This is a genomic window from Methylomonas sp. 2F7 (genome assembly GCF_057126975.1).
The window spans coordinates 3,561,831-3,582,659 of sequence record NZ_CP195203.1; the positions used below are offsets into that span (position 1 = coordinate 3,561,831).

20 protein-coding genes are annotated in these 20,829 nt (G+C 52.8%); 12 read left to right on the forward strand and 8 right to left on the reverse strand.

Annotated elements, in window-relative coordinates; genetic code table 11:
• Window positions 1-244: 244 nt before the first annotated feature.
• The 4 genes from ACR64Q_RS15990 to ACR64Q_RS16005 form a co-directional block, all read right to left on the reverse strand.
• Entirely contained in the window at window positions 245-1,288 is a 1,044-nt protein-coding gene (locus tag ACR64Q_RS15990; protein ID WP_313732430.1) for a hypothetical protein, read from the reverse strand.
• 342 nt (window positions 1,289-1,630) lie between these two features.
• Window positions 1,631-3,448 (reverse strand): ABC transporter ATP-binding protein, encoded by a 1,818-nt coding sequence (locus tag ACR64Q_RS15995; protein ID WP_313732431.1) that lies wholly within the window; start codon window positions 3,446-3,448, stop codon window positions 1,631-1,633.
• 93 nt (window positions 3,449-3,541) lie between these two features.
• A complete protein-coding gene (locus tag ACR64Q_RS16000; RefSeq protein ID WP_313732432.1) occupies window positions 3,542-4,300 on the reverse strand; it encodes a YdcF family protein in 759 nt (252 codons plus the stop codon).
• Between the two features lie 107 nt (window positions 4,301-4,407).
• A complete protein-coding gene (locus ACR64Q_RS16005; RefSeq protein ID WP_313732433.1) occupies window positions 4,408-5,421 on the reverse strand; it encodes a tryptophan--tRNA ligase in 1,014 nt (337 codons plus the stop codon).
• A gap of 248 nt (window positions 5,422-5,669) precedes the next feature.
• On the opposite strand from ACR64Q_RS16005, the gene ACR64Q_RS16010 reads away from it, so the two are divergent.
• Genes ACR64Q_RS16010 through ACR64Q_RS16020 form a run of 3 tightly spaced genes read left to right on the forward strand, consistent with a single transcriptional unit; the run spans window position 5,670 to window position 6,877 of the window.
• On the forward strand, window positions 5,670-5,969 hold the full coding sequence (locus tag ACR64Q_RS16010) for a PilZ domain-containing protein (RefSeq protein WP_020484960.1): 300 nt from the start codon (window positions 5,670-5,672) through the stop codon (window positions 5,967-5,969).
• A 36-nt stretch (window positions 5,970-6,005) separates the two neighbouring features.
• Window positions 6,006-6,410, forward strand: coding sequence for a 6-pyruvoyl trahydropterin synthase family protein (locus ACR64Q_RS16015; protein ID WP_313732434.1), 405 nt, complete (start codon window positions 6,006-6,008; stop codon window positions 6,408-6,410).
• 2 nt (window positions 6,411-6,412) lie between these two features.
• Window positions 6,413-6,877, forward strand: coding sequence for a DUF1249 domain-containing protein (locus ACR64Q_RS16020; RefSeq protein WP_020484958.1), 465 nt, complete (start codon window positions 6,413-6,415; stop codon window positions 6,875-6,877).
• Here the strand turns inward: ACR64Q_RS16020 and recQ are convergent.
• On the reverse strand, window positions 6,846-8,978 hold the full coding sequence (gene recQ, locus ACR64Q_RS16025) for a DNA helicase RecQ (RefSeq protein ID WP_313732435.1): 2,133 nt from the start codon (window positions 8,976-8,978) through the stop codon (window positions 6,846-6,848). The two genes, ACR64Q_RS16020 and recQ, sit on opposite strands and share 32 nt — an antisense overlap.
• A gap of 239 nt (window positions 8,979-9,217) precedes the next feature.
• On the opposite strand from recQ, the gene gshA reads away from it, so the two are divergent.
• The 4 genes from gshA (at window position 9,218) to ACR64Q_RS16045 (ending at window position 12,732) form a co-directional block, all read left to right on the forward strand.
• Complete coding sequence (gshA, locus tag ACR64Q_RS16030; RefSeq protein ID WP_313732436.1) at window positions 9,218-10,804, forward strand: glutamate--cysteine ligase; 1,587 nt, start codon at window positions 9,218-9,220, stop codon at window positions 10,802-10,804.
• Window positions 10,805-10,808: 4 nt separating this feature from the next.
• Window positions 10,809-11,531: a phosphoadenylyl-sulfate reductase gene (locus ACR64Q_RS16035; protein WP_313732437.1), complete on the forward strand. Its 723-nt coding sequence runs from the start codon at window positions 10,809-10,811 to the stop codon at window positions 11,529-11,531.
• 105 nt (window positions 11,532-11,636) lie between these two features.
• Window positions 11,637-12,143 carry a hypothetical protein gene (locus ACR64Q_RS16040; RefSeq protein ID WP_026601994.1) on the forward strand — a complete coding sequence of 169 codons (507 nt, stop codon included), beginning with the start codon at window positions 11,637-11,639 and terminating at the stop codon, window positions 12,141-12,143.
• Between the two features lie 349 nt (window positions 12,144-12,492).
• Entirely contained in the window at window positions 12,493-12,732 is a 240-nt protein-coding gene (locus ACR64Q_RS16045) for a hypothetical protein (protein WP_026601995.1), read from the forward strand.
• An 88-nt stretch (window positions 12,733-12,820) separates the two neighbouring features.
• Here the strand turns inward: ACR64Q_RS16045 and ACR64Q_RS16050 are convergent, their stop codons facing one another.
• Window positions 12,821-13,780 (reverse strand): IS110 family RNA-guided transposase, encoded by a 960-nt coding sequence (locus ACR64Q_RS16050; protein WP_026601506.1) that lies wholly within the window; start codon window positions 13,778-13,780, stop codon window positions 12,821-12,823.
• A gap of 373 nt (window positions 13,781-14,153) precedes the next feature.
• On the opposite strand from ACR64Q_RS16050, the gene ACR64Q_RS16055 reads away from it, so the two are divergent.
• From ACR64Q_RS16055 to ACR64Q_RS16070, 4 genes are all read left to right on the forward strand, one after another.
• Window positions 14,154-14,840: a DUF4336 domain-containing protein gene (locus ACR64Q_RS16055; protein ID WP_313732438.1), complete on the forward strand. Its 687-nt coding sequence runs from the start codon at window positions 14,154-14,156 to the stop codon at window positions 14,838-14,840.
• A gap of 129 nt (window positions 14,841-14,969) precedes the next feature.
• Entirely contained in the window at window positions 14,970-15,626 is a 657-nt protein-coding gene (locus ACR64Q_RS16060) for a pyridoxamine 5'-phosphate oxidase family protein (protein WP_026601998.1), read from the forward strand.
• Window positions 15,627-15,776: 150 nt separating this feature from the next.
• Window positions 15,777-16,325, forward strand: a complete 549-nt coding sequence (gene fae, locus ACR64Q_RS16065) for a formaldehyde-activating enzyme (RefSeq protein WP_026601999.1) — start codon at window positions 15,777-15,779, stop codon at window positions 16,323-16,325.
• A gap of 240 nt (window positions 16,326-16,565) precedes the next feature.
• Entirely contained in the window at window positions 16,566-17,048 is a 483-nt protein-coding gene (locus tag ACR64Q_RS16070; protein WP_026602000.1) for a cytochrome P460 family protein, read from the forward strand.
• A gap of 53 nt (window positions 17,049-17,101) precedes the next feature.
• Here ACR64Q_RS16070 and ACR64Q_RS16075 read toward each other — a convergent pair whose 3' ends face one another.
• A complete protein-coding gene (locus ACR64Q_RS16075; protein WP_026602001.1) occupies window positions 17,102-17,941 on the reverse strand; it encodes a CvfB family protein in 840 nt (279 codons plus the stop codon).
• A gap of 254 nt (window positions 17,942-18,195) precedes the next feature.
• Here ACR64Q_RS16075 and ACR64Q_RS16080 point away from each other — a divergent pair, with 254 nt between their 5' ends.
• Complete coding sequence (locus ACR64Q_RS16080) at window positions 18,196-18,708, forward strand: hypothetical protein (RefSeq protein WP_036275824.1); 513 nt, start codon at window positions 18,196-18,198, stop codon at window positions 18,706-18,708.
• 49 nt (window positions 18,709-18,757) lie between these two features.
• On the opposite strand, the gene parE is transcribed toward ACR64Q_RS16080, so the two are convergent.
• Window positions 18,758-20,647, reverse strand: a complete 1,890-nt coding sequence (gene parE, locus ACR64Q_RS16085; RefSeq protein ID WP_026602003.1) for a DNA topoisomerase IV subunit B — start codon at window positions 20,645-20,647, stop codon at window positions 18,758-18,760.
• Window positions 20,648-20,829: the final 182 nt, after the last annotated feature.

Genomic DNA, 20,829 nt, shown 5'->3' on the forward strand with positions numbered 1-20,829 from the left:
CCTGTGAAACCTCGATTCCATCGAGGCTTGCTTCGGCTGGAGAATTTCGATTGCCTGGTTCCCAAGCTCCTGCTTGGGAACTCTATCTCGGAAGCTCCGCTTCCCGACTCGACTGGAAGCAATAGCTTCCGAGACCAAGGCTCCCAAGCCAGAGCTTGGGAGCCAGTCAAAAATTGCGCCGATACGCCACCATCTCCATTCCTAACGTCGATTGAAGTCCGGCCATTGTAGCCTCGATGCAGCGTCAGCGGAATCGAGGGCGTCGGCTTACCGACCACCATACACATATCGGCAATTGAAGGATATTGGCTTTCGAAACCTCGATTCCATCGAGGCTACTCGCTTTATGTGCCCGTAACGCACGCTTGATGCGTCCGGCCGACATCGGAACGCTCGCTGGCAATTCACGTTGTTCCAGCATTTGCCCCCAATATTCTTTATACATATCGCGGTGAAGCTGATGGATTTGAGAGCGCGAAATTCGACTAAAGAATCCAGTTTTGCCCAAGAGGTCCCTAAGCCGGGCCCTGCTCGGATGAGAGAGCGCCACCAAAAAGAAGTAACGACATTCGAGGAACGTGATTTGGGCGAACACCAGTTCTCTATATGCGTCGATAAGCAAGTGATCCGGCGCTCCGCGAAGCATATGTTCAAGTAAAACTTCAAAAGTATCTACCAGACGGGCCTGAGGGTGAATTTCAGTTGCCACAATCTTGAAATTTCGGAATTGCAGATAGTCGATGCGTTCCCTATCGTTCTCTGTAAGCGAGCCACTGTCCCACCTGCCTTTAATGTCACGCGGCAGACCGTTCACTCCCTCTTCCACGACAGCAGAGTCCACTCTGTCCAAGGCCATTCTCAGCACGTTGCGCCCCGATGCGTCGCCCACTCGAACGTCCGAAAGCGTCTGGCGATAAATATCTAAAAGCCTGAACAATATTTCTTCATAACGACCCTTTTCGTCATTCTGACGATTTTGCTTGGCATCCTCTTCCTGTGCGCGAATCTGTCGCTGCTGCAGCAACAAAGTGATGACTAAGCCGCCAAAACCTAGGGCCGTGAAGAGCGATGTGATTCTTCCAAAACTATCACCATAGACACCATACTTTTCGACGGTCTGCTCGGTTGGTAGGGGAATGTCATTTGCCACATACAGCCAGATTAGCGCTACCCCCAATAACGCCACTGATGGCCCCCAGATACTTTTGATAAACCTTGAAAGAACCTTACCCGACTGATTTCCGAACCAGCGGATCCGCGCCGCAATAGGAACTGTCTTGCCTTTCATTTCATACGGTCCTTAGGACCCTCAGGTCGAGATGCATAACGTAATGTATACGAAATCAGGTGTCCAATAATCCCACGCATTTGTCGTATAACTCCAGTTGTTTTCGCTTAAGTGATTGATTTTTGATTAAAAAGTAAATACACCCCCACCCAAGTAGCGATGAAAAATACGACACCCATAAGCTTAGCGAAAAACTATATCATCCCTAACACTCAGCTTCTAGGAGTTAACACCTTTTAGTGTGAGCATGCATTTTTGCCCGCGCGGAATTAAACTTACGCCGATGAACCGGTGGGCAGAACAGCATTGCCCACCCTACTTTTGATTTCCAATTTCAATCGACTAAACCACCTCATCCGGCAAAAACCCACCCGCCTGCATGGTCCACAGCCGGTAATAAAAGCCCTGCTTGTCCAACAATTCCTGATGACTGCCATCCTCGACTATCCGGCCTTGATCAAATACCAACACCCGGTCCAGATGGGCGATGGTGGAGAGACGGTGGGCGATGGCGATGACGGTTTTGCGGCCCATGACGCGGTCCAGGTTTTCCTGAATGGTTTTTTCGGTGACCGAGTCCAGGCTGGAGGTAGCTTCGTCCAGGATCAGGATGGGGGCGTCTTTCAACATCACCCGGGCGATGGCGATGCGTTGGCGTTGACCGCCGGACAGTTTGACGCCGCGCTCACCGACCAGAGATTCGTAGCCTTCCGGCATCGCCGCGATAAATTCTTCGGCATGCGCCAGTTTGGCGGCGAAGGCGATTTGCGCGTCGTCGACGTCCAGTTTGCCATAGCCGATGTTTTCCTTCAGGCTGCGATGAAACAGGCTGGGATCTTGCGGAATCAGACTGATTTGCGCATGCAAGGAATCCTGGGTCGCCAGTAAAATATCTTGGCCATCCACCAGAATCTGACCGGCTTGCGGCTCGAAATTGCGCAGAATCAGGTTCACAAAGGTGGATTTGCCGGAACCGGAGAAGCCGACCAAGCCCACCCGCTGCCCAGGCTCTATCACTACATTCAGATGGTCGAAAACCTGCCGCCCCAGTTCGTAACTAAAGCAGACGTCTTTAAATTCGATGCGACCTTGGTTGATTTGCAAGGGTTTGGCGTCCGGCACGTCGATGATTTCGTGGCTTTGGATGATGGTGTCCACGCCGTTGGCGACGTTGCCGACGTATTCGAAAAACTCCAGGAAGCGCCGGCTCAAATTGCGGGCATCGCCGATTACCAAGATTGCCAAGCCGGTGCTCATGGCAAAGGCGCCGACACTGATTTCCCCGGCTTGCCACAGTTGCAAGGCATAGCCGATGGTGCCGATTTTCAGGATGGCAGCGGCGGTAAATTGAAACCAGCGTACCCGCTCCATATACCAAAAAGTGCGGCGGGCGCTTTTTAGTTCGGTGTCCAGAAAGCTATCCAGATACTCGCGTTCGTGCTGCAAGCGGGCGAATAGCTTGGCGTTTAGAATATTAGTGACAGCATCGACGATCTTGCCGTTGACCATGCTGCGGGTTGCGGCAAAATCTTGCGCGTAAGGTTGGCAGCGGGTCGCCAGCCAATACGAGATCAGCACATACATCAACACCCAGGCGGCGACGAACAAACCCAGGCCTTGATGCACCCCCAGCAATAGCGTCACCGACACCGTGAATGTCACCGCTATCGGCCAGAAATCGCAGATGATGGACCAAGTGGTGTGATTGACGCTCATCGCGGTTTCGCTGATGCGATGCGCCAGCGCGCCGGCGAAATGATTGCCAAAGTAGCGCGGCGCGTGATTTTGCAAATAGGCAAACAAAGACCGCGCTGTGCCCTGCCGCAAGCGCGGACCCATGATGATCAGAACCGCGCCGCTGCTGCGGCTGAATATAATTTCGGCCAGATTCAGACCGGCGAGTAGCAGCAAGGGTTGTTTGAAAGTCTCCAGCCAATCGCCAACGGGGATAGGCTGATTGGCGACCGCATCCATCAAGGCTTTAATCGCATACGGCACCAGAATGCTGCCGGCGGCCTGACCGGTTTCCAGTATCAGCATCAACAGCAACAGCCAACGAAACGGTTTTAGGCAAAATAGAATAAAACGCCAGGGATTGGCAGGTAATGGCGGAGCATCCGCCGCGCGGCGGAGACCTTCCTTGGTGGACGATTTGGGCATGATGGCATCAAATAAGAAAGCTGCCGGCCATTATAGCCAATTGCCCGGCGGCCGCGCCGTTGATGAACAGGCCAGACCCAGCCGGCAGTTAAATCAGTACCGAATCCGATACCACCACATACCGATCATTTCGTGCGCCAGCAAAAAACTGTTGGCCCAAGAGCTTGGTGATGGCAACCAATCCAATAAACGGGTTTCGCCCGCGTGGCCGATAAACGCCGTCGGAGCAGGCAACACCTCGAAACCAGCTTTGCGAAATTCCAAAGCAGCGCGCGGCATATGGTAGGCCTGGGTAACCAGGACGATTTTATTGATGCCGAACTGCTTTAATACCTCGCGGCTGAAGCGGGCATTTTCGGCGGTATTGCTGCTGCGAGGTTCCTGCCAGGCCACGGGAGTTTTAAACTCATTATCCAGGGTTTGTGCCATCAACTCCGCTTCGGGAATATCGTCCGGTTCCAGCGTGCCGCCCCCGGAAGCCAGAATCGGCAAACCCAACTCCCCGGCCAACTTGGCGGCATAGCGCACGCGCAGCAAGGTTCTGACATGTAAAGTGACTTGCTCTGGATATTCCGGCGCCGAGTATTCAATGCCACCGCCTATCACCACCAAGGCCTGCGGTTTGAATTGCTGAGCGGCTTGGCTAGAGAGCGGCGGAATCCGCTCCCACAGTAAGGCCCATTGCTTAACGACAATCGGCAAACTCAGTAACCACAACAGTGCCAGACAGACTATCGCCATGTTCTTTCCCCTTTTACGCTTGCCCAACAGCAAGCCGGCCAGCGCCAGCATTGCCAAAGAGGTTGGCGGCAACAACAGTAGCTTGATAACGTAGATCGCGACGATGGACATTGGGTACGATCATCCTTGAGCAAGTATCAGTCGATAGGGCTATAGACCAGCCCTATTGGGAGTGAACTAGAGACGCAAGATTTTGCGTCTCTACAGACTTTCTCCCCTTACATCGCCAATTTGGAGATCCCCACCGCTTCCCGCAAGGTGTTGATAAACGGCCTAGTGATCGCGCGGGCTTTCTCGGCGCCTTCCTGCAATTGTTGCTCGATATGTTCCGGTGCTTCCATTAAGGCTTCATAGCGCTCGCGGGCCGGGGCGATTTCGTCGTTGATTTTCTCAAACAACACCTGCTTCATCTCGCCCCAACCGATGCCTTCCGCGTAACGCTGACGGACGGCATCCAACTCGTGCTGATTCGCAAATGCCTGGTAGATACCAAACAGCGTGCAGCCTTCTGGGTCTTTCGGTTCGCCGGGTTCCAGGGAATTGGTTTTGATTTTGTTGATCAGCTTGCGCAGTTTCTTTTCCGGCTCGAACAAGGGGATGGTGTTGTTGTAGCTTTTACTCATCTTGCGGCCATCCAGGCCCAGCAAGGTAGCCGCATTGTCGTCCAGCACCGCTTCCGGCAAAACAAAATGTTCGCCGTAGATATGATTAAAGCGGCTGGCGATGTCGCGAGCCATTTCGATGTGCTGGATCTGATCCTTGCCCACCGGCACCTTGTTAGCGTTGAACATCAAAATATCCGCCGCCATCAGGATCGGGTAGCTGAACAAACCCATGGTGATGCCTTTATCCGGATCGTTGCCTTCGGTTTCTTCATTTTCGGCGACGGCGGCTTTATAAGCATGGGCGCGGTTCATCAAGCCCTTGGCAGTAACGCAAGTCAGCATCCAGGTCAGCTCCAGGATTTCCGGCACATCCGATTGGCGATAGAACACTGCGTTTGAAGTGTCCAAACCCAAGGCCAGCCAAGTCGCGGCAATTTCCAGACTGGATTGTTTCACTCGCGCCGGCTCGCTGCATTTGATCAGCGCATGGTAATCGGCCAGGAAATAAAACGGTCTGACGTGCTCGTCTTTGCTGGCATTGATTGCCGGCCGAATCGCCCCGGCGTAATTGCCGAGATGCGGCGTGCCGGTGGTGGTGATACCGGTAAGGACAATGGATTTGCTCATGCTGCTGCCTACGCTGTCTGGATTGAAAAGTGGCGGAATTTTACACAAATAGCCTGGGATAGTCAGGCAATAAAACCGCCGGACTTGCCTTTTGCCTGGATGCCAACTGCGTCACAGCCCACCCAAAAAATCCGCTGATTCGGGCGATATGAGCCACTATTTCCTAACCAGAGCGGCGGTTTTTTATAGTAAACTCCCTGCGACTGATTTTTTACCCAACTACTGCCAATCCGAATCGGGGGAAGCCAATGCTGAATCATGATGAAAAACGCGATTACATCCGTATGGATGTGGACTGTGACATTACCTATAAGCTGGCCGATTCCAGCGAGGTCAGCACCGGCAGATGCACGACGCTAAGCGGCGCCGGCGTATCGTTTATTGCCGAACGGCCATTCGAGATCGGTCTGGCCATGGAAGTCAGCATCATGCCAAAAACCCAAATCACCCCACCGATGACGGCCTTCATCGAAGTGGTGCGTAGCGTCAAACAAGGCGACGGCAGCTTTGAAATAGCCGCCTCGATCAAAAGCATCAAAGGCAATTAAGGACAGCCCCCGTTTCTCACAAGGACGTAGCACGCTATGTATATCATCACCAAAGAAGTTTATTTTTGCTACGGCCACCGCCTGATGAACCATCCGGGCAAGTGCCGCAACTTGCACGGCCACAGTGTCAAAGCCAGCATCTCCATCAAACAAGACAGCCTCAACGATCAGGGTATGGTTTGCGATTTTTCCGACGTGAAAGACTGTGTGGATGGGTTTATAAACAAGGTGCTGGATCACAACTTTTTGCTGCATAAAGACGACCCTATCATCCCGGCCCTGGTCGCCAACAACGAGCAGTTTTTGGCTATCGACGAACATCCCACCGCCGAAGTGCTAAGCAAGATGATCTACCAACACGTCAAACAACAAGGCTTTAATGTCGATCAAGTGGTGTTGTGGGAAACCGCCAGCGCCAATGCCTGCTATCGGGAAGAGTGACGATGAGCTTGGTGCAACCGGTCAACACGGCGCTTTGTCTGGAAAAGATCTGCGAATCCAACTATCAAAAGCTGTTCAGGCTGATTCCGAATCTGCGTTCTTTTGATAAAACCGCCGTCGGCCTGACGCAGAACAAACCGGCGTTATATCTGGAAGTGCTGGAACGTAATCCCTACACCTTGACTATCGAACTCAGCCATTGCTTCGATCAACAGCTATCGGAACAAATCGTGCCGGCAGTAAAAATTCGGATTTATCTGGATGCGCAATTGGCGGAAGTGCTGCGCGACATCGACCGGCCGGCGGTTGACAAGGTCTATCAAAACCCCGGCAGCTTGGTGGAAATCCGCAATTACAAATGGCGCTTAAACTATTTCCTGCAAAAATGGCTGGACCATTGCCTAAAGACTGAATACCGTTTCAGCCACGGCAAATTCAGCCAAGTTGCTGCTGTAAAGCCGCTCTGACGCAACGCAATACCCCATAGCTATAAGCGCCGCCCAGTTGCTCGTAAACCGGCTTCAAGGCGTTGCGCTGCTCTTCCGGCAAACTTAACAACACCGCCTCGATTTCACTGACTTCCGCCGGCGACAAACTCAACACATCGCCCAGCGCCACCAGCCCCAACTCCAGACTTTTGGCCATGTGATTGTAAATGGTGTCCTCACTCAGGCTGCGTTGCTTGGCGACTTGCTCGACGCTATAACCCAATCGAAATAAATCCAGACTTTCCGCAACGGTATCGGTCGCCGATACCGGCGGTTCGTCGTCGAACTCAGCTAAGACCGCCAAAAACTCATCGCCGTACAATTCCAACTTGCGCTGGCCGATGCCGGACAACATGCTCAGTTGCTGATGATTGCGCGGCCGGGCATCGACCATCGCCATCAGAGTGGCATCGTGAAAAATCACATAGGGCGGCACGTCCTGCTCATCAGCCAGCTCTTTGCGTTTGGCGCGCAAAGCGTTCCACAAGGCACTGTCCGCCGCCCCACCCGGTTGGCGCTTTTCAGTTTTTTCGCGCCGGGTTTTGGCGATTTGCGCATCCTTGCGCAGCATCAAGGTTTGCTCGCCGCGCAACACCGGCCGGCAAGCATCGGTCAGTTTCAGGCTGCCGTGGCCTTCAAAGTCGATTTCCACCAAAGACTTGGCCACCAATTGCCGAAACACCGAGCGCCATTGTTTCTCGTCCAGCGCTTTGCCGATACCAAACGTCGATTGTTTGTCGTGGCCGAATTGGCGCATGCGGTCGTCGGATTTGCCTAGCAGCACATCGATTAAATACGTCACGCCGAAACGCTGGCCGGTACGATAAATACACGACAGGGCCTGTTGCGCGGCCACGCTGCCGTCCCAGGTTTCCACCGGTTCCAGACAGGTATCGCAATTGCCGCAGCCCTGTTCGAGTATGTCGCCAAAGTAAGCCAGCAGCGCCTGTCGCCGGCAACTGACCATTTCGCACAAGGCCAGCATCGCATCCAGTTTGTGTAACTCTACCCGCTTATGCGCCTCGTCGGCATTGGAGGTGCTGAGCATTTGCCGCAGGGTCAACACGTCTTGTAAGCCGTAAGCCATCCAGGCATTGGCCGGCAGACCATCACGGCCGGCCCGGCCGGTTTCCTGGTAATAAGCTTCCACGCTTTTCGGCAAATCCAGATGCGCCACGAAGCGCACGTTGGGTTTATCGATACCCATGCCAAAAGCGATGGTGGCGACGATGATCAAGCCGTCTTCCATCAAAAACTGGTGCTGATTTTTCTGCCGTTCGCGATGCTCCATACCGGCGTGATACGGCAGGGCTTTCAGGCCTTTGTCATTCAACCATTCCGCGGTTTCTTCGACTTTTTTACGCGACAGGCAATAGACGATACCGGTATCGCCGGGGTGTTCGCTGCGGATAAATGTCAGCAGTTGCTGCCTGGCATTGTCTTTCTGAATAATCCGATAGCGAATATTCGGCCGGTCGAAACCGCTGACAAACACCTGGGCCTGTTCCAGCGCCAGCCGGGTAATGATTTCCTGGCGGGTGCGTTCATCGGCGGTGGCGGTTAAAGCGATGCGCGGCACTTGCGGAAACTGCTCATGCAACACCGACAATAACAAGTAATCGGCACGAAAATCATGCCCCCATTGCGACACACAATGCGCCTCGTCTATCGCGAACAAAGCAATCTTGCAACGGGCAAACAGGGCTTGGGTTCTGGCGTTGGATAGTCGCTCCGGCGCGATGTACAGCAAATCCAACTCGCCGTTTTGCAACTTCTGTTCGATCTCGCGCACCTGCTCCAACGCCAGCGTCGAATTTAAATAGGCAGCCCGCACCCCCACTTGGTGCAAGGCGCTGACCTGATCCTGCATCAAGGCAATCAGCGGCGAAATGACGATGCCGACGCCGTCCATCACCAAGGCCGGTATCTGATAACACAAGGACTTGCCGCCGCCGGTCGGCATCAATACCAACACATCCCGGCCGCCGATCAATTGCTCGATAATCTGTTGCTGCTGGCCGCGAAAACTGTCGTAGCCGAACACGCTATGCAGGGTTTGCAGGGCGGCGTTATTGGTCATAAATCATTACTTGCTAAATATAAACCGGCAAAAAATCGTTGAGGTATTAGACCATAGATCAGACCATCATCCGCAAACGCCCGAACAAGCTAAATCCGCCACAGCCTTCTTCGCCTTGAAATAGTCACGCACATCCCCAATCTCCTTGATTCACTTTACAGCACGCCGATTTCAATAAATCAAAATCCACCCTATATAATGCCGCGCTTACCCAAGCCGCGGAAGGCGCCTAATTTTCTATGCTCATTACTTACTGCCGTTTACCCGACCGTCTTAAATATCTGATCGATAACGATCAACAATACCTGTTAAAACAAGGCCTGAAAGGCATCGAGAAAGAAAGCCTGCGCATCACCGAGCATGGCGAGATCGCGCAAACACCTCATCCCACGGCGCTCGGTTCGGCGTTGATCCACCCCTACATCACCACCGATTATTCGGAAGCGCTGCTGGAATTTATCACCCCGCCGTTTGCCGACATCCGCCAAACCCTGGATTACATGCACCAGCTCCACCAGTTTGTCTATCCGCATCTAGGCGAGGAAATGCTGCTGGCCACCAGCATGCCCTGCGGTATCGACGGCGACTTGAGCATCCCCATCGCCGAGTACGGCAAATCCAATATCGGCAAGATGAAGCACGTTTACCGTAAAGGTTTGTGGCACCGTTACGGTCGCACCATGCAAGCCATTGCCGGCATCCATTTCAATTATTCGGTGCCGGAGGCGCTGTGGCCGGCGCTTTACAAGCAAAGCGGCTGCACGACCGGCCTGGAAGACTTTATCTCAAACGCTTATTTCGGTTTGATCCGTAACTTCCACCGCCAAGGCTGGCTGATTCTGTATCTGTTTGGCGCCTCGCCGGCCATTTGCAAAACCTTTTTCAAAAGCCGCCCGCAATTGATGGAGCAATTCAAGGAATTCGACGAACACACCGTGTTCCACCCCTATGCGACCTCGCTGCGAATGAGCGACATCGGTTACAAGAGCAAGAACCAGGCGGGCTTGAAGATCGATTACAACTCGCTGGACGGCTACGTGGACAGCCTGAGCGCAGCCATCAACACCCCGTATCCGGACTACGAAGCCATCGGCGTGAAAGTGGACAGTGAGTATCAGCAGTTGAACGCCAACATCCTGCAAATCGAAAACGAGTTTTACAGCACCATGCGCCCCAAGCAGATCGCCAAATCCGGCGAGAAGCCGACGCTGGCGCTGAAACGGCGCGGCGTGCTGTATGTGGAAATGCGCTCACTAGACTTGAATCTGCTAAATCCGATCGGCATCGACGAAAGCACCGCCCGCTTTGTCGAGGCGTTTTTGTTGTACTGCCTATTGCAGGACAGCCCCCCGCAAGGCCCAGACGAATTCCAGATAAACAACAGCAACCAATTGCTGGTCGCGAATGAGGGCCGCCGCCCCGGTTTACAGTTAAACCGCAACGGCGACACCGTCACCTTACAGCAATGGGCACATAGCATCCTGTATGCCATGCAACCTATCTGCGCGGTACTGGATAGAGGCAGCTTGGAACGCCCCTACCAATTGGCTTTGCAACATCAGTTGGCAGTAGTGGACAACCCGGCGCTGACGCCATCGGCACGGATTCTGGCCTGCATGCGCGAGAACGGCCAGGAGTTTGGCTGCTTCGCCAGTAACACCTCGGCCTTGCATAAACATTATTTCAACGCCGAACCCCTGGACGATGAAACTCAACGGCAATTCGAGGACATGGCTGCCGCGTCCCTGCAAAAACAAGCCGACATCGAAGCCAACGACAAGTTGGACTTTGACGAGTATTTATCCCGTTACTTTGCCCAGAGCTAAATCCATGACTGAATTCGACTTAAGCACCGCCCAATCCGAGCTGCAAGGCAAAAATCCGCGCACCATTTTAAAAGTCGCACTGGCTAATTTTGAAAACATTGCCATCTCTTTCAGCGGTGCGGAAGACGTGGTGCTGCTGGACATGGCCCTGCAAATCCGCAAAGACATCCAGGTGTTTTCATTGGATACCGGTCGTCTGCATCCAGAAACTTACCGTTTCCTGGAACAAGTGCGCAAGCATTACGGCATCAACATCGACATCTTGAACCCGGATCGCGAACAACTGGATGCCTTTGTGAAAGAAAAAGGCCTGTTCAGCTTTTACGACGATGGCCACCAACAATGCTGCGGCATCCGCAAAGTTGAGCCACTGAAACGCAAACTGGCGACGCTGGACGCCTGGATTACCGGCCAGCGCAAGGACCAAAGCCTGGACACCCGCGGTGATATCCCGGAAGTGCAACTCGATGCCGGCTTCTCCGGCCCCGGCAAACAATTGATCAAATTCAACCCGCTGCTGAACTGGTCGTCCGCGCAAGTATGGGACTACATCGAAGCCTATCAGGTACCGTTCAACGAACTACACAAACACGGCTACATCAGCATCGGCTGCGAGCCTTGCACCCGGCCGGTTTTACCTAATCAGCACGAGCGCGCGGGGCGTTGGTGGTGGGAGGATGCGGCGAAGAAGGAATGCGGGTTGCATGGGGGGAATGTAAAATCTTAGTCTCAACTGCAACGTAGTGAAAGCAAACAACTCCTCGATTACGTTGCGTCGTTCAGGCTAGTTTCTAGTTTGCGAAATTAAAAACTAATCAAGAAATCTTTTCAGATGATGAAACACATTCTGTTGGCTTTACTTATCTGTGTCTCTATTGGGACTGCCGCAGACGAAACGGTGCTCCCCACCAAACAAATTGCAGCAACAATATCTGCATACGCAAACTCTGTTGGATGCTTGATTCATATGGATGAACAAAATATCATCCGATTTCAAATTGACGACAAACCCGATACGGAATATGTCGTAGCGCTATACGATATTGACAGACAATGTAGTGGAGGCACAGCGATGAGTAGGCCTGCATTTGCTGCTCTCAGACGGGACTACAGTCAAAACTTTCATATAGTCCCAGAATACTCGATGCCTTCTACAACCTCGGATGACTTTCCGCGGTTTATCAATAAACTTTATGTTAAGGACAATCAGCTTTGGTACTCCGCTAAGGAATTTGATTTTAAACATGACTCTCTTTGCTGCCCTTCAATGCCAGTCGAAGCCCAAGTCATATTTAAGAATGGCTTTTGGATCGATTCTCGAAAAATTGAAGCCCAATGACTTGTCAAATCTAAAAACAATTTCGTAGGGCGGGAACGGCTTTTTGTTTCCGCGCGGAGCTCGGGTTTTGTGTCGCTATCGCGACGAATATTTTAATGTCGGTTCTCGGACCGACAACCGAGATACTTTTCTTTGCTTGTCCAAAGAAAAGTATCCAAAAGAAAAGACACCCGGACGCCGCTTATCTCCTACGTTCCTCACTTTCGCCGGGGTTTGCCGTAAGGGGCTTCCTGCCCCTTACGGCAACGTGATGCATCCCTGCATCGCCCCTTCGGGCTGTTCCCGGCGAAAGCTCCGGTACTCGGCGCGGCATACGGGAGAAAACCCTGCACGATTTCGGAGTTAAAACATGTCAAAGATCGCCACAGAAGTCTACGAACTGCTTAAAAATGCTGGCGTCAGCGAGTGTAAAGCAATCAAAGCTGTGGAAGCCATCCAACAGCACAGCAAGGAAAACCGTCTGCATTTTGTACAGAAACAGATGCTGAAATATCAAATGTACACGGAACAGGAGTTTAAGACGCTCAAGTGGACAATCGGGGTTAATTTGGTATTCACCGTGGTCATGTTTTTGAAGCTACTTTCTTGAATAGACTAACTTAACTTTAATTTATCGTTCATACGCTCTGCGTCATCCAACTGTAAAACCAGCTGCGTAGATACCGTCTTAAACCCGCTCATGCAAGGGAAAAATTAGGATCAAAAGGTTTACCGGATTTCAAGATAGCGAAAGCCAGATGAATGAGCTTACGCATGGCGGCGCAGACAATGAGCTTGCCGTTTTTGCCATTAGCTTTTAGTCGTTGGCATTGGACGCGAATGGCTGGATTATGTTGCCAGGCGACCAAAGCGGGTAGATAAAGCGCTTTGCGCAACCGAGCGTCACCGGTCTTGGCAATACGCGTTTTGCCCTGCCATTGTCCTGACTGTCGGATGGCGGGTGCGAGGCCGGCTTGGGCCACGACTTGTTTGGCGTTGGCGTAGCCATGGTGAGGACTTAAGGCCACGAGCAAATAGGCGGTCGTGGCGGGGCCGATACCCGGAATGGAGGTCAGCAGATCGCTTTGCTGCTTGAGATCGGGATCCTTGTCGACATGGTCTTGGATGGCTTGACGGGTAGCCTTCAGTTCGGCCGCCAATGTTGCCAGTACCGTGTTGATGGAAGGGACAATAGCGGTATCAGCTGTCTCCAGTCGGTTTTGCTCCATGCGCTGCATCTCCAGCAAGTGCTCCAAGCGACGCGTGAGGGCTTGCAACTGGCGCAGATTCGCGGGTAGCGGCTTCCAGGCAACCAAGTCGGCTTGCAGGGCATAGCGGGCAATCAGCTTGGCGTCGGCCTTATCGGTTTTGGCGCGGCTCAGCTCGCTTTTTCCGAAGGCATGAATTTGAGCGGGGTTCACCACGCTGACGAAGTAGCCACCGTCGGCGAGAAACTCTGCCAGGGGCAGGCCGTAAGCGCCAGTGGCTTCCAGGCAAAGGCGCCGGTCGGTGTCGCCAAAACCGTCTAGCCAAGCGGCGAACGCGGCAAAGCCCTCGAGGTTGTTGGCGAACTTGGCATGTTTATATTTGCCTTCGGCGAGCCGGGCTACGTCGAATTTGAGCTTGGCAATATCGATGCCGATGATAGTAGAAGTCATGAGCGCTATCTCTGGGTAAAAATGACAAACTTAGACTGCTTGATCAGAATGGACACTCGCAAAGTTCAGCCTTATGAATACAGGGTCAAGGCGAACCAAGCCCTTAGAATACCGTTCGAACTTTAAAGTGAGTGCGGGCGATGGAGAGAACTATCTACAAGGCAGGCTTTCAAGCCTCAGGGTGGGCACGTCTTCCCCATCGCCCCCCGATGATCAGTCGGGGATTCTGCCGCTTTTTTCGGTCAGAATCGAGATATAAGGGTGGGCTCGGTTTTTGTGCCCACGCGGACTAACTCTTCTAGTCCATTCAAGGCTTTGACACCGTACTTTTCGTCTTTTAGCATATCCAGTTTTACTTAGCCCCCAAGACCAAGTGCTCCTAAAAACTCTCGTTCCCGGCCAAATCTGGTATGCGCAACAAGCCATTCAATTCGGTCCGTTAAATCTAAGCACCAGAGCCACTTTCGTCAAACTGCGGGACGGCTCGATTTGGGTGCATTCGCCGATCGAGCCGTCACCCCAACTAGTGGCTGAAATTGCCGAAATCGGCCCAGTGCGTTATGTGCTTGCACCGAACAAGAGCCACCACCTGTTTTTTACACCATTCATGAAGGCATTCCCGAATGCCGAGGGCTTTATCGCTCTAGGGCTAGCAGAAAAGCGGCCGGACCTTAGCGCTTACCCGGTGCTGTCACCATTGGAAACGCCGGCATGGGCGGACGAATTAATCGCTGCCTTCGTTGAAGGCCTGCCCATCATCAACGAGACGGTTTGGTTTCACAGCGCAACGGGTACTTTGATTCTTACCGATCTGCTGTTTTGCTTCGGCGCTGAACACATCGGATTAGCGCGCGTGGTGGCGAGGCTGCTCGGCGTCTACGATCAACTGGCAATGTCGCGAACCATGAAACTGCTGGTTAAAGATAAAACCGCATTGGCGCGCTCGGTCGATGCGCTGCTGGCGCTGGATGTTGAGCGGATTGTGCTGGCTCACGACCAAATCATCGAAAACGACGCTAAGCGCAAATTAAGCGCGGCGTTCAACTGGCTGAGAAAATAAGGCGTCTTTTATCGTTCCTACGCTCCTCGAAGCAATCCGAACCGGCGTTCTGTTTCATGCAACCGTAAAACCTGACTAGCCATCATTCCTGTTAGAATCGCCGCACTACCCCATCAAGGAGCATCGCCCATGAGCGACTTTTACAGCCCGCAACACCGACAATTGCAAGAGCAACACGACACCGTCAAGCTGGCGGATCGCTTGGAACAAATCATCGTCGAACAGCAGGTAAGCGAGCAGCATCAGCCGTTTATCGAGAGCCGGGATTTTTTCTTTCTGACCACGATAGATCAGCGCGGCTATCCAACTTGCTCTTACAAGGGCGGTAATCCCGGACTGGTGAAGGTTGTTGGTCCGCAGGAACTGGCGTTTCCCAGTTACGACGGCAACGGCATGTTTTTGTCGATGGGCAATATCAACGGCAATCCGAAAATCGGCATGTTGTTCATCGACTTCGAAACACCGCATCGGATTCGAGTGCATGGCGACGCCCAAATTGAAACCAACGATCCGTTACTGGCGGAATATCCTGGCGCGGAGCTGATCGTAAGGGTGGCGATTAGCGAGATTTTTATCAATTGCCCGCGTTATATCCACAGGATGAGTCGCGTTTCCCGCTCAAAATACGTCCCGCAAGCCCATCAAGACACGCCGTTGCCGCAATGGAAGCGTATCGATGCGGTGCAGGATGTGTTGCCGGCTGGCGATAAGCAAGTTGCCGAGAGTCTGGGCGGGGTTATTACGCCGGAAGAGTATGGGGCGATGGTGTTGAGCGGTGAAGCTTGAGCTCTAAACCTCCCCCTTTGAAAAAGTACCCGCCGGGCATAAAGGGGATCGAGGGGGATTTATTCTAAACAAATCTCCCCTAGCCCCTCTTTTGCAAAGAGGGGAACGACAAACACAATCCGAAACACTCACTTGAAATTGGAGACCAACATGAGCGAAAGAATCATTATGCGCACCGGCGAAGCCCTGGTAGCGGGCGGACCGGCAGGTACGGCAGCGGAACCGGAAATCATCATCGGCGAACTGGACGGGCCGGTCGGCACCGCGATTGCCACTTTAACCGGCGATCAAGTTCAGGGCCACACTCGGGTATTCGCGATTTTAAATACCGATATTCAGGTGCGCCCGGTCACGCTGATGGTCAGCAAGGTGACTGTCAAGAACAGCCGTTACACCAATATTTTAATGGGCACCGTGCAAGCGGCGATTGCCAACGGCGTATTGGATGCCGTGCGCGCGGGTGATATTCCCAAGGAAAAAGCCAACGACTTGGGGATTATTTGCTCGGTCTGGCTGAATCCTTGCGTGATCAAAGACGACAATCTGGATCATCAAATTTTGTTCAACATCCACCGCGAGGCCATGGCCAAAGCCATTCATAAGGCCATGACCAACACACCGGATATTGATTGGCTGCTGGAAAACCAGGAAAAAATCACCCACAAGTATTTTCAGATGGGGTTGGACGGCAAGATTTAATTGTCTGGTCACTTGGGTTGCAAGCCTTTTGCAGCCCAACACCAAGCCATCTTTCTCGCCCCTGCTGTCGTCTTAACCGCCATTCCCGCTTAACACCGCCCCTAGCATCCAGCAACACCTCGCCAAGCAAACTAATAGCGCATCACTATTTGTTTGACAAAATCCGCAAATCCGCTTAAAAAGACCACATAGTTTCGATTCGAAATTATTTATGCATTTACTTTTGTGGGGGATACGATCATGAAAAAAAGCATTTCGATACTGCTGATGGGCCTGCTAAGCACCGTTGCCGTTACCACGTTAGCCGCCGATCAGGCCGTGCCGTTTCCGGAGGGCTATCGTAATTGGCTGCACGCTAAAAGCATGTTGATTCAACCTGGCCACGCCCTGGAGAATCCGTTTCAAGGCCTGCATCATGTCTATGCTAATAAACAAGCTGAGTCCGGCTTGAAGACCGGTAAGTACGCGGACGGCTCGGTGCTGGTATTCGATTTAATGCAGTATCAAGAGAAGGATAAAACCATCCAGGAAGGCGAGCGCAAACTAGTGGGCGTGATGCTGAAAGACGCGAAAAAGTTTGCCGCAACCGGCGGCTGGGGGTTTGAAGGCTTTGCCGGCAATAGCAAAACCGAGCGGCTGGTGAAAGACAGCGGCACTTCGTGCTTTGCCTGCCATGCGTCCGAGCAAAAAACCGATTATGTGTTTTCCCAGTATCGGCCTTAGGCTCTGCGGCTGATCCTCAGGAGAGACGCAAACTACGCGTCTCTCCATTTGCCTTAAGCTTGATCGACCAGGCGGATACCAGCTTCTTCTATCACGATCCGCCGTTGTTTGTACAAGCCGCCTATCGCTTGCTTGAAGACCTTTTTGCTGACGCCAAAGGTGTCGTAAATAATCTCCGGTGCACTTTTGTCGGTTAGCGCCACATAACCGCCGCGCTTAGCCAGTATCGCCAAAATCTTCTCTGACGTGGCATCGACTTTCTGGCCGTATTTTTCCTGGCTCAGGATCAAATCCAGCTTGTTGTCGGGGCGGACTTTTTTAATAAATCCGGTCAAAGTTTGGCCTTTTTGCAAGGGCTGAAAAGTCTCGCTTTTATACAACACGCCCCAGTATTGATTGTCCACCACCGCTTTAAAGCCCAAGTCAGTTTCGTCAGCGATGATAAGTTGCACCGCTTGGCCGTCCTTATAATAAAACGCTTGGTCTTGAATGAAATCATCCAGCATCATCGTCGCGGCGATGCGGTTGTTTTCGTCTAAAAACAGACGCACCAGATAAGAACGCCCTTCGACGACTTTCCCCTTTTGTTCGCTAAACGGCAGCAACAAATCCTTAGGCAATCCCCATCCCAAAAACGCACCGGCATGGCTGAGCGATATACATTTTAACCAAGCCACCTGATCGACTTGGGCAAGCGGCGTTTGCAGGGTAGCGATGGTTTGATTCTTACCGTCAATGTAGACAAAGGCGTTTACGGTATCGCCGACCTTTAGATTATCCGGTGCATCTTGGTCTACCAACCCAATCTCGCCAAGCTCTCCACCATCCAGACCATACTGATTATCACGCTGGCTGACGACGGTTAAAGTGTTGAATTTGCCTAGTTCGATCATGAAGATTCCGGAGTTTGATGGGCATGGGCGTCGGCACTTGCTGGCCGCACGCGGAGAAATGAAGGGCTATTATACAAACGAATCGGTAAAACGGCAGACCGCTTCTCCTTATACGGCCGGGCCTTGTACAACTTGCCAAAGGTCACGATACACACGCAAAACGAAGTCAAAACCCCGTTATTCTGCCGCCCGTCTATAATGGACGGTTTTTTCGATTTGATAAATCCTGCTTTTATCGAATATACGTGCCGATTATGAATCTACTCCTGAAGTACCTGTCCTCTTGCTGGTTTCTGAACAATCCCTCGGATTTAGTCCCGCCTACCTCGTTTATGTGGAAAAACGTGGCGTTCTATCTGATTTCCGGCATCATCGTTGAAGGCTTGATCGCCGACCCGGCTGATGGCTCGTTGGAAGTTTTGGGCCGCACCACCATGGCTTTCGGCTCGGTGGCGATCTTATTGCTGATGGAAAAAAAATGGGGCTGCTTCAACCAGTTGTACACCTCGATATTCGTCTGCGAGAATTTCATCATGACATTGGCGGTCAGCGGGGAAGCACTCGACTACTGGCTGGTACTCAATCACCACCCCTACCGCGAGGAAATCGGCATCGGCATCGCGCTATTTTTGGTGATTTGGTATATCTCCATCGTCAGCTATATCTTTCGCGCTTTCTTCAGCTACCCAACCAGCGTCAGTGTGGTTTATGCCTTTAGTTATTTCGTGCTGACTTACGGCATACCGATGCTGTTGATGGACATCTAAAAACTAAGGATTACCAGCCGGAGCACGCTAACTCCGGCCGGCGTGTCGCTTATATTTGCGCTAAGTTACCCCGATCTTCCAGCCAACTTTTCCGGTCCCCGGCGCGCTTCTTGGCCAGCAATAAATCCATCTGCTCGCGGGTGTCGTCGTTTTCTTCGATGGTCAACTGCACCAAGCGGCGGGTATCGGGATTCATCGTGGTTTCCCGCAATTGCGACGGATTCATCTCGCCCAAACCTTTAAAGCGCTGAATGTTGATCTTGCCGGTGAGTTTTTCCGCTTCGATCCGCGCCAACACGCCCAAGCGTTCCGATTCGTCTAGCGCGTAAAACACTTTCTTGCCCACGTCGATCCGATACAGCGGCGGCATCGCCACGAACACATGCCCGGCTCTCACCAAGGCATTGAAATGCTGGTAAAACAGCGCGCAAATCAAGGTGGCAATGTGATTGCCGTCGGAGTCCGCATCGGCCAGGATGCAGATCTTGCCGTAGCGCAGATTTTGCAAGTCGTTACTGTCCGGCTCTATGCCTAGAGCCACGGCGATGTCGTGCACTTCCTGCGAAGCCATGACTTCCCCGGAATCGACTTCCCAGGTATTCAGAATTTTCCCTCTTAAGGGCATGATGGCCTGAAACTCACGGTCGCGCGCTTGCTTGGCCGAGCCGCCAGCCGAGTCGCCTTCGACCAAAAACAATTCTGTTCTGCTGAGATCCTGACCGGAACAATCCGCCAGCTTACCGGGCAGGGCCGGGCCGCTGGTGATTTTTTTGCGGACGATTTTCTTGCCGGCTCTAAGGCGTTTCTGTGCACTAGCCAAGATGATTTCGGCGATCTTCTCGCCTTCCTGCGGATGCTGATTCAACCATAAGCTGAACGTATCCTTGGCAACGCCGGACACAAAGGTCACGCATTCGCGCGAACTGAGCCGTTCCTTGGTTTGGCCGGAAAACTGCGGGTCTTCCAGTTTTACCGATAATACGAAATGGCAACTTTCCCAAACGTCTTCAGGGGCGATCTTCACACCGCGCGGCAAGAGGTTACGAAAATCCAGAAACTCGCGCATCGCCTCGGTCAAGCCGGCGCGCAAGCCATTGACGTGAGTACCGCCTTGGGCAGTCGGCACCAGATTCACATAACTTTCGGCGATGGTTTCCGGCAGGCTGTCGGGCGTCCAGACGATGCCCCACTCCACCGCTTCGTTGCTGGCAGCCATGTTGGCCATGAATGGCGGTTGCGGAAAGATTTCGGCGTCGCCGACCCGGTCCAGCAGATATTCCTGCAAGCCGTTCTGATAACACCACTCGAATTGCTCGTCGCTGAGTTCCGAATTAAGGGTGATTTTTAGCCCAGGGCACAATACCGCCTTGGCCCGCAGCACATGCTTAAGCTTGCTGACCGACACCCGATTGGAATCGAAATATTTACCGTCCGGCCAGAAATGCACGCTGGTGCCGGTGTTGTTTTTACCGACCGTGCCGCTCTGTTGCAAGTCGCTGACCTTGTCGCCGCCGGCGAACTCCATTTGATACACGCCAGCGCCGCGCTTGATTTCGACCAGTAACTTTTCCGATAAGGCATTGACCACAGACACGCCGACACCGTGCAGACCGCCGGAAAATTGATAGTTTTTATTAGAGAATTTACCGCCGGCATGCAACTGCGTCAGGATCACTTCCACACCAGGGATGCCCTGCTCGGGATGAATATCCACCGGCATGCCCCTGCCGTTATCGTCCACCCGTACCGAACCGTCTTTATAAAGCACGACATTGATGGTATCGGCATGCCCAGCCAGCGCCTCGTCGACGCTGTTGTCCACCACTTCTTGCACCAAGTGGTTAGGACGGGTGGTGTCGGTATACATGCCGGGGCGTTTGCGCACCGGGTCCAGGCCGCTCAGTACTTCTATGGCAGCCGCGTTATATTCTTGGGTCATGATGTCTCGTAATAGGTGATAACAGAGTGTCAGCTGACCATTATATGTCAGCAACGGGCGCCAAGGAGGCTCCGGAAAGCCGGTCCTTATCACCCGGCTCACCACACCTCAACTTCCGCAAGCTCCATCTGAAATTATCTATCCGCTGAAAAAGCCGGACCCACGGCGTTTTCCAGGGCACT

What these genes read in the sequence shown, in the direction of transcription:
- ACR64Q_RS15990 (WP_313732430.1), bottom strand. Translation starts at nt 1,288, where the DNA reads ATGAAAGGCAAGACAGTTCCTATTGCGGCGCGGATCCGCTGGTTCGGA.
- ACR64Q_RS15995 (WP_313732431.1), bottom strand. Translation starts at nt 3,448, where the DNA reads ATGCCCAAATCGTCCACCAAGGAAGGTCTCCGCCGCGCGGCGGATGCT.
- ACR64Q_RS16000 (WP_313732432.1), bottom strand. Translation starts at nt 4,300, where the DNA reads ATGTCCATCGTCGCGATCTACGTTATCAAGCTACTGTTGTTGCCGCCA.
- ACR64Q_RS16005 (WP_313732433.1), bottom strand. Translation starts at nt 5,421, where the DNA reads ATGAGCAAATCCATTGTCCTTACCGGTATCACCACCACCGGCACGCCG.
- ACR64Q_RS16010 (WP_020484960.1), top strand. Translation starts at nt 5,670, where the DNA reads ATGCTGAATCATGATGAAAAACGCGATTACATCCGTATGGATGTGGAC.
- ACR64Q_RS16015 (WP_313732434.1), top strand. Translation starts at nt 6,006, where the DNA reads ATGTATATCATCACCAAAGAAGTTTATTTTTGCTACGGCCACCGCCTG.
- ACR64Q_RS16020 (WP_020484958.1), top strand. Translation starts at nt 6,413, where the DNA reads ATGAGCTTGGTGCAACCGGTCAACACGGCGCTTTGTCTGGAAAAGATC.
- recQ (WP_313732435.1), bottom strand. Translation starts at nt 8,978, where the DNA reads ATGACCAATAACGCCGCCCTGCAAACCCTGCATAGCGTGTTCGGCTAC.
- gshA (WP_313732436.1), top strand. Translation starts at nt 9,218, where the DNA reads ATGCTCATTACTTACTGCCGTTTACCCGACCGTCTTAAATATCTGATC.
- ACR64Q_RS16035 (WP_313732437.1), top strand. Translation starts at nt 10,809, where the DNA reads ATGACTGAATTCGACTTAAGCACCGCCCAATCCGAGCTGCAAGGCAAA.
- ACR64Q_RS16040 (WP_026601994.1), top strand. Translation starts at nt 11,637, where the DNA reads ATGATGAAACACATTCTGTTGGCTTTACTTATCTGTGTCTCTATTGGG.
- ACR64Q_RS16045 (WP_026601995.1), top strand. Translation starts at nt 12,493, where the DNA reads ATGTCAAAGATCGCCACAGAAGTCTACGAACTGCTTAAAAATGCTGGC.
- ACR64Q_RS16050 (WP_026601506.1), bottom strand. Translation starts at nt 13,780, where the DNA reads ATGACTTCTACTATCATCGGCATCGATATTGCCAAGCTCAAATTCGAC.
- ACR64Q_RS16060 (WP_026601998.1), top strand. Translation starts at nt 14,970, where the DNA reads ATGAGCGACTTTTACAGCCCGCAACACCGACAATTGCAAGAGCAACAC.
- fae (WP_026601999.1), top strand. Translation starts at nt 15,777, where the DNA reads ATGAGCGAAAGAATCATTATGCGCACCGGCGAAGCCCTGGTAGCGGGC.
- ACR64Q_RS16070 (WP_026602000.1), top strand. Translation starts at nt 16,566, where the DNA reads ATGAAAAAAAGCATTTCGATACTGCTGATGGGCCTGCTAAGCACCGTT.
- ACR64Q_RS16075 (WP_026602001.1), bottom strand. Translation starts at nt 17,941, where the DNA reads ATGATCGAACTAGGCAAATTCAACACTTTAACCGTCGTCAGCCAGCGT.
- ACR64Q_RS16080 (WP_036275824.1), top strand. Translation starts at nt 18,196, where the DNA reads ATGAATCTACTCCTGAAGTACCTGTCCTCTTGCTGGTTTCTGAACAAT.
- parE (WP_026602003.1), bottom strand. Translation starts at nt 20,647, where the DNA reads ATGACCCAAGAATATAACGCGGCTGCCATAGAAGTACTGAGCGGCCTG.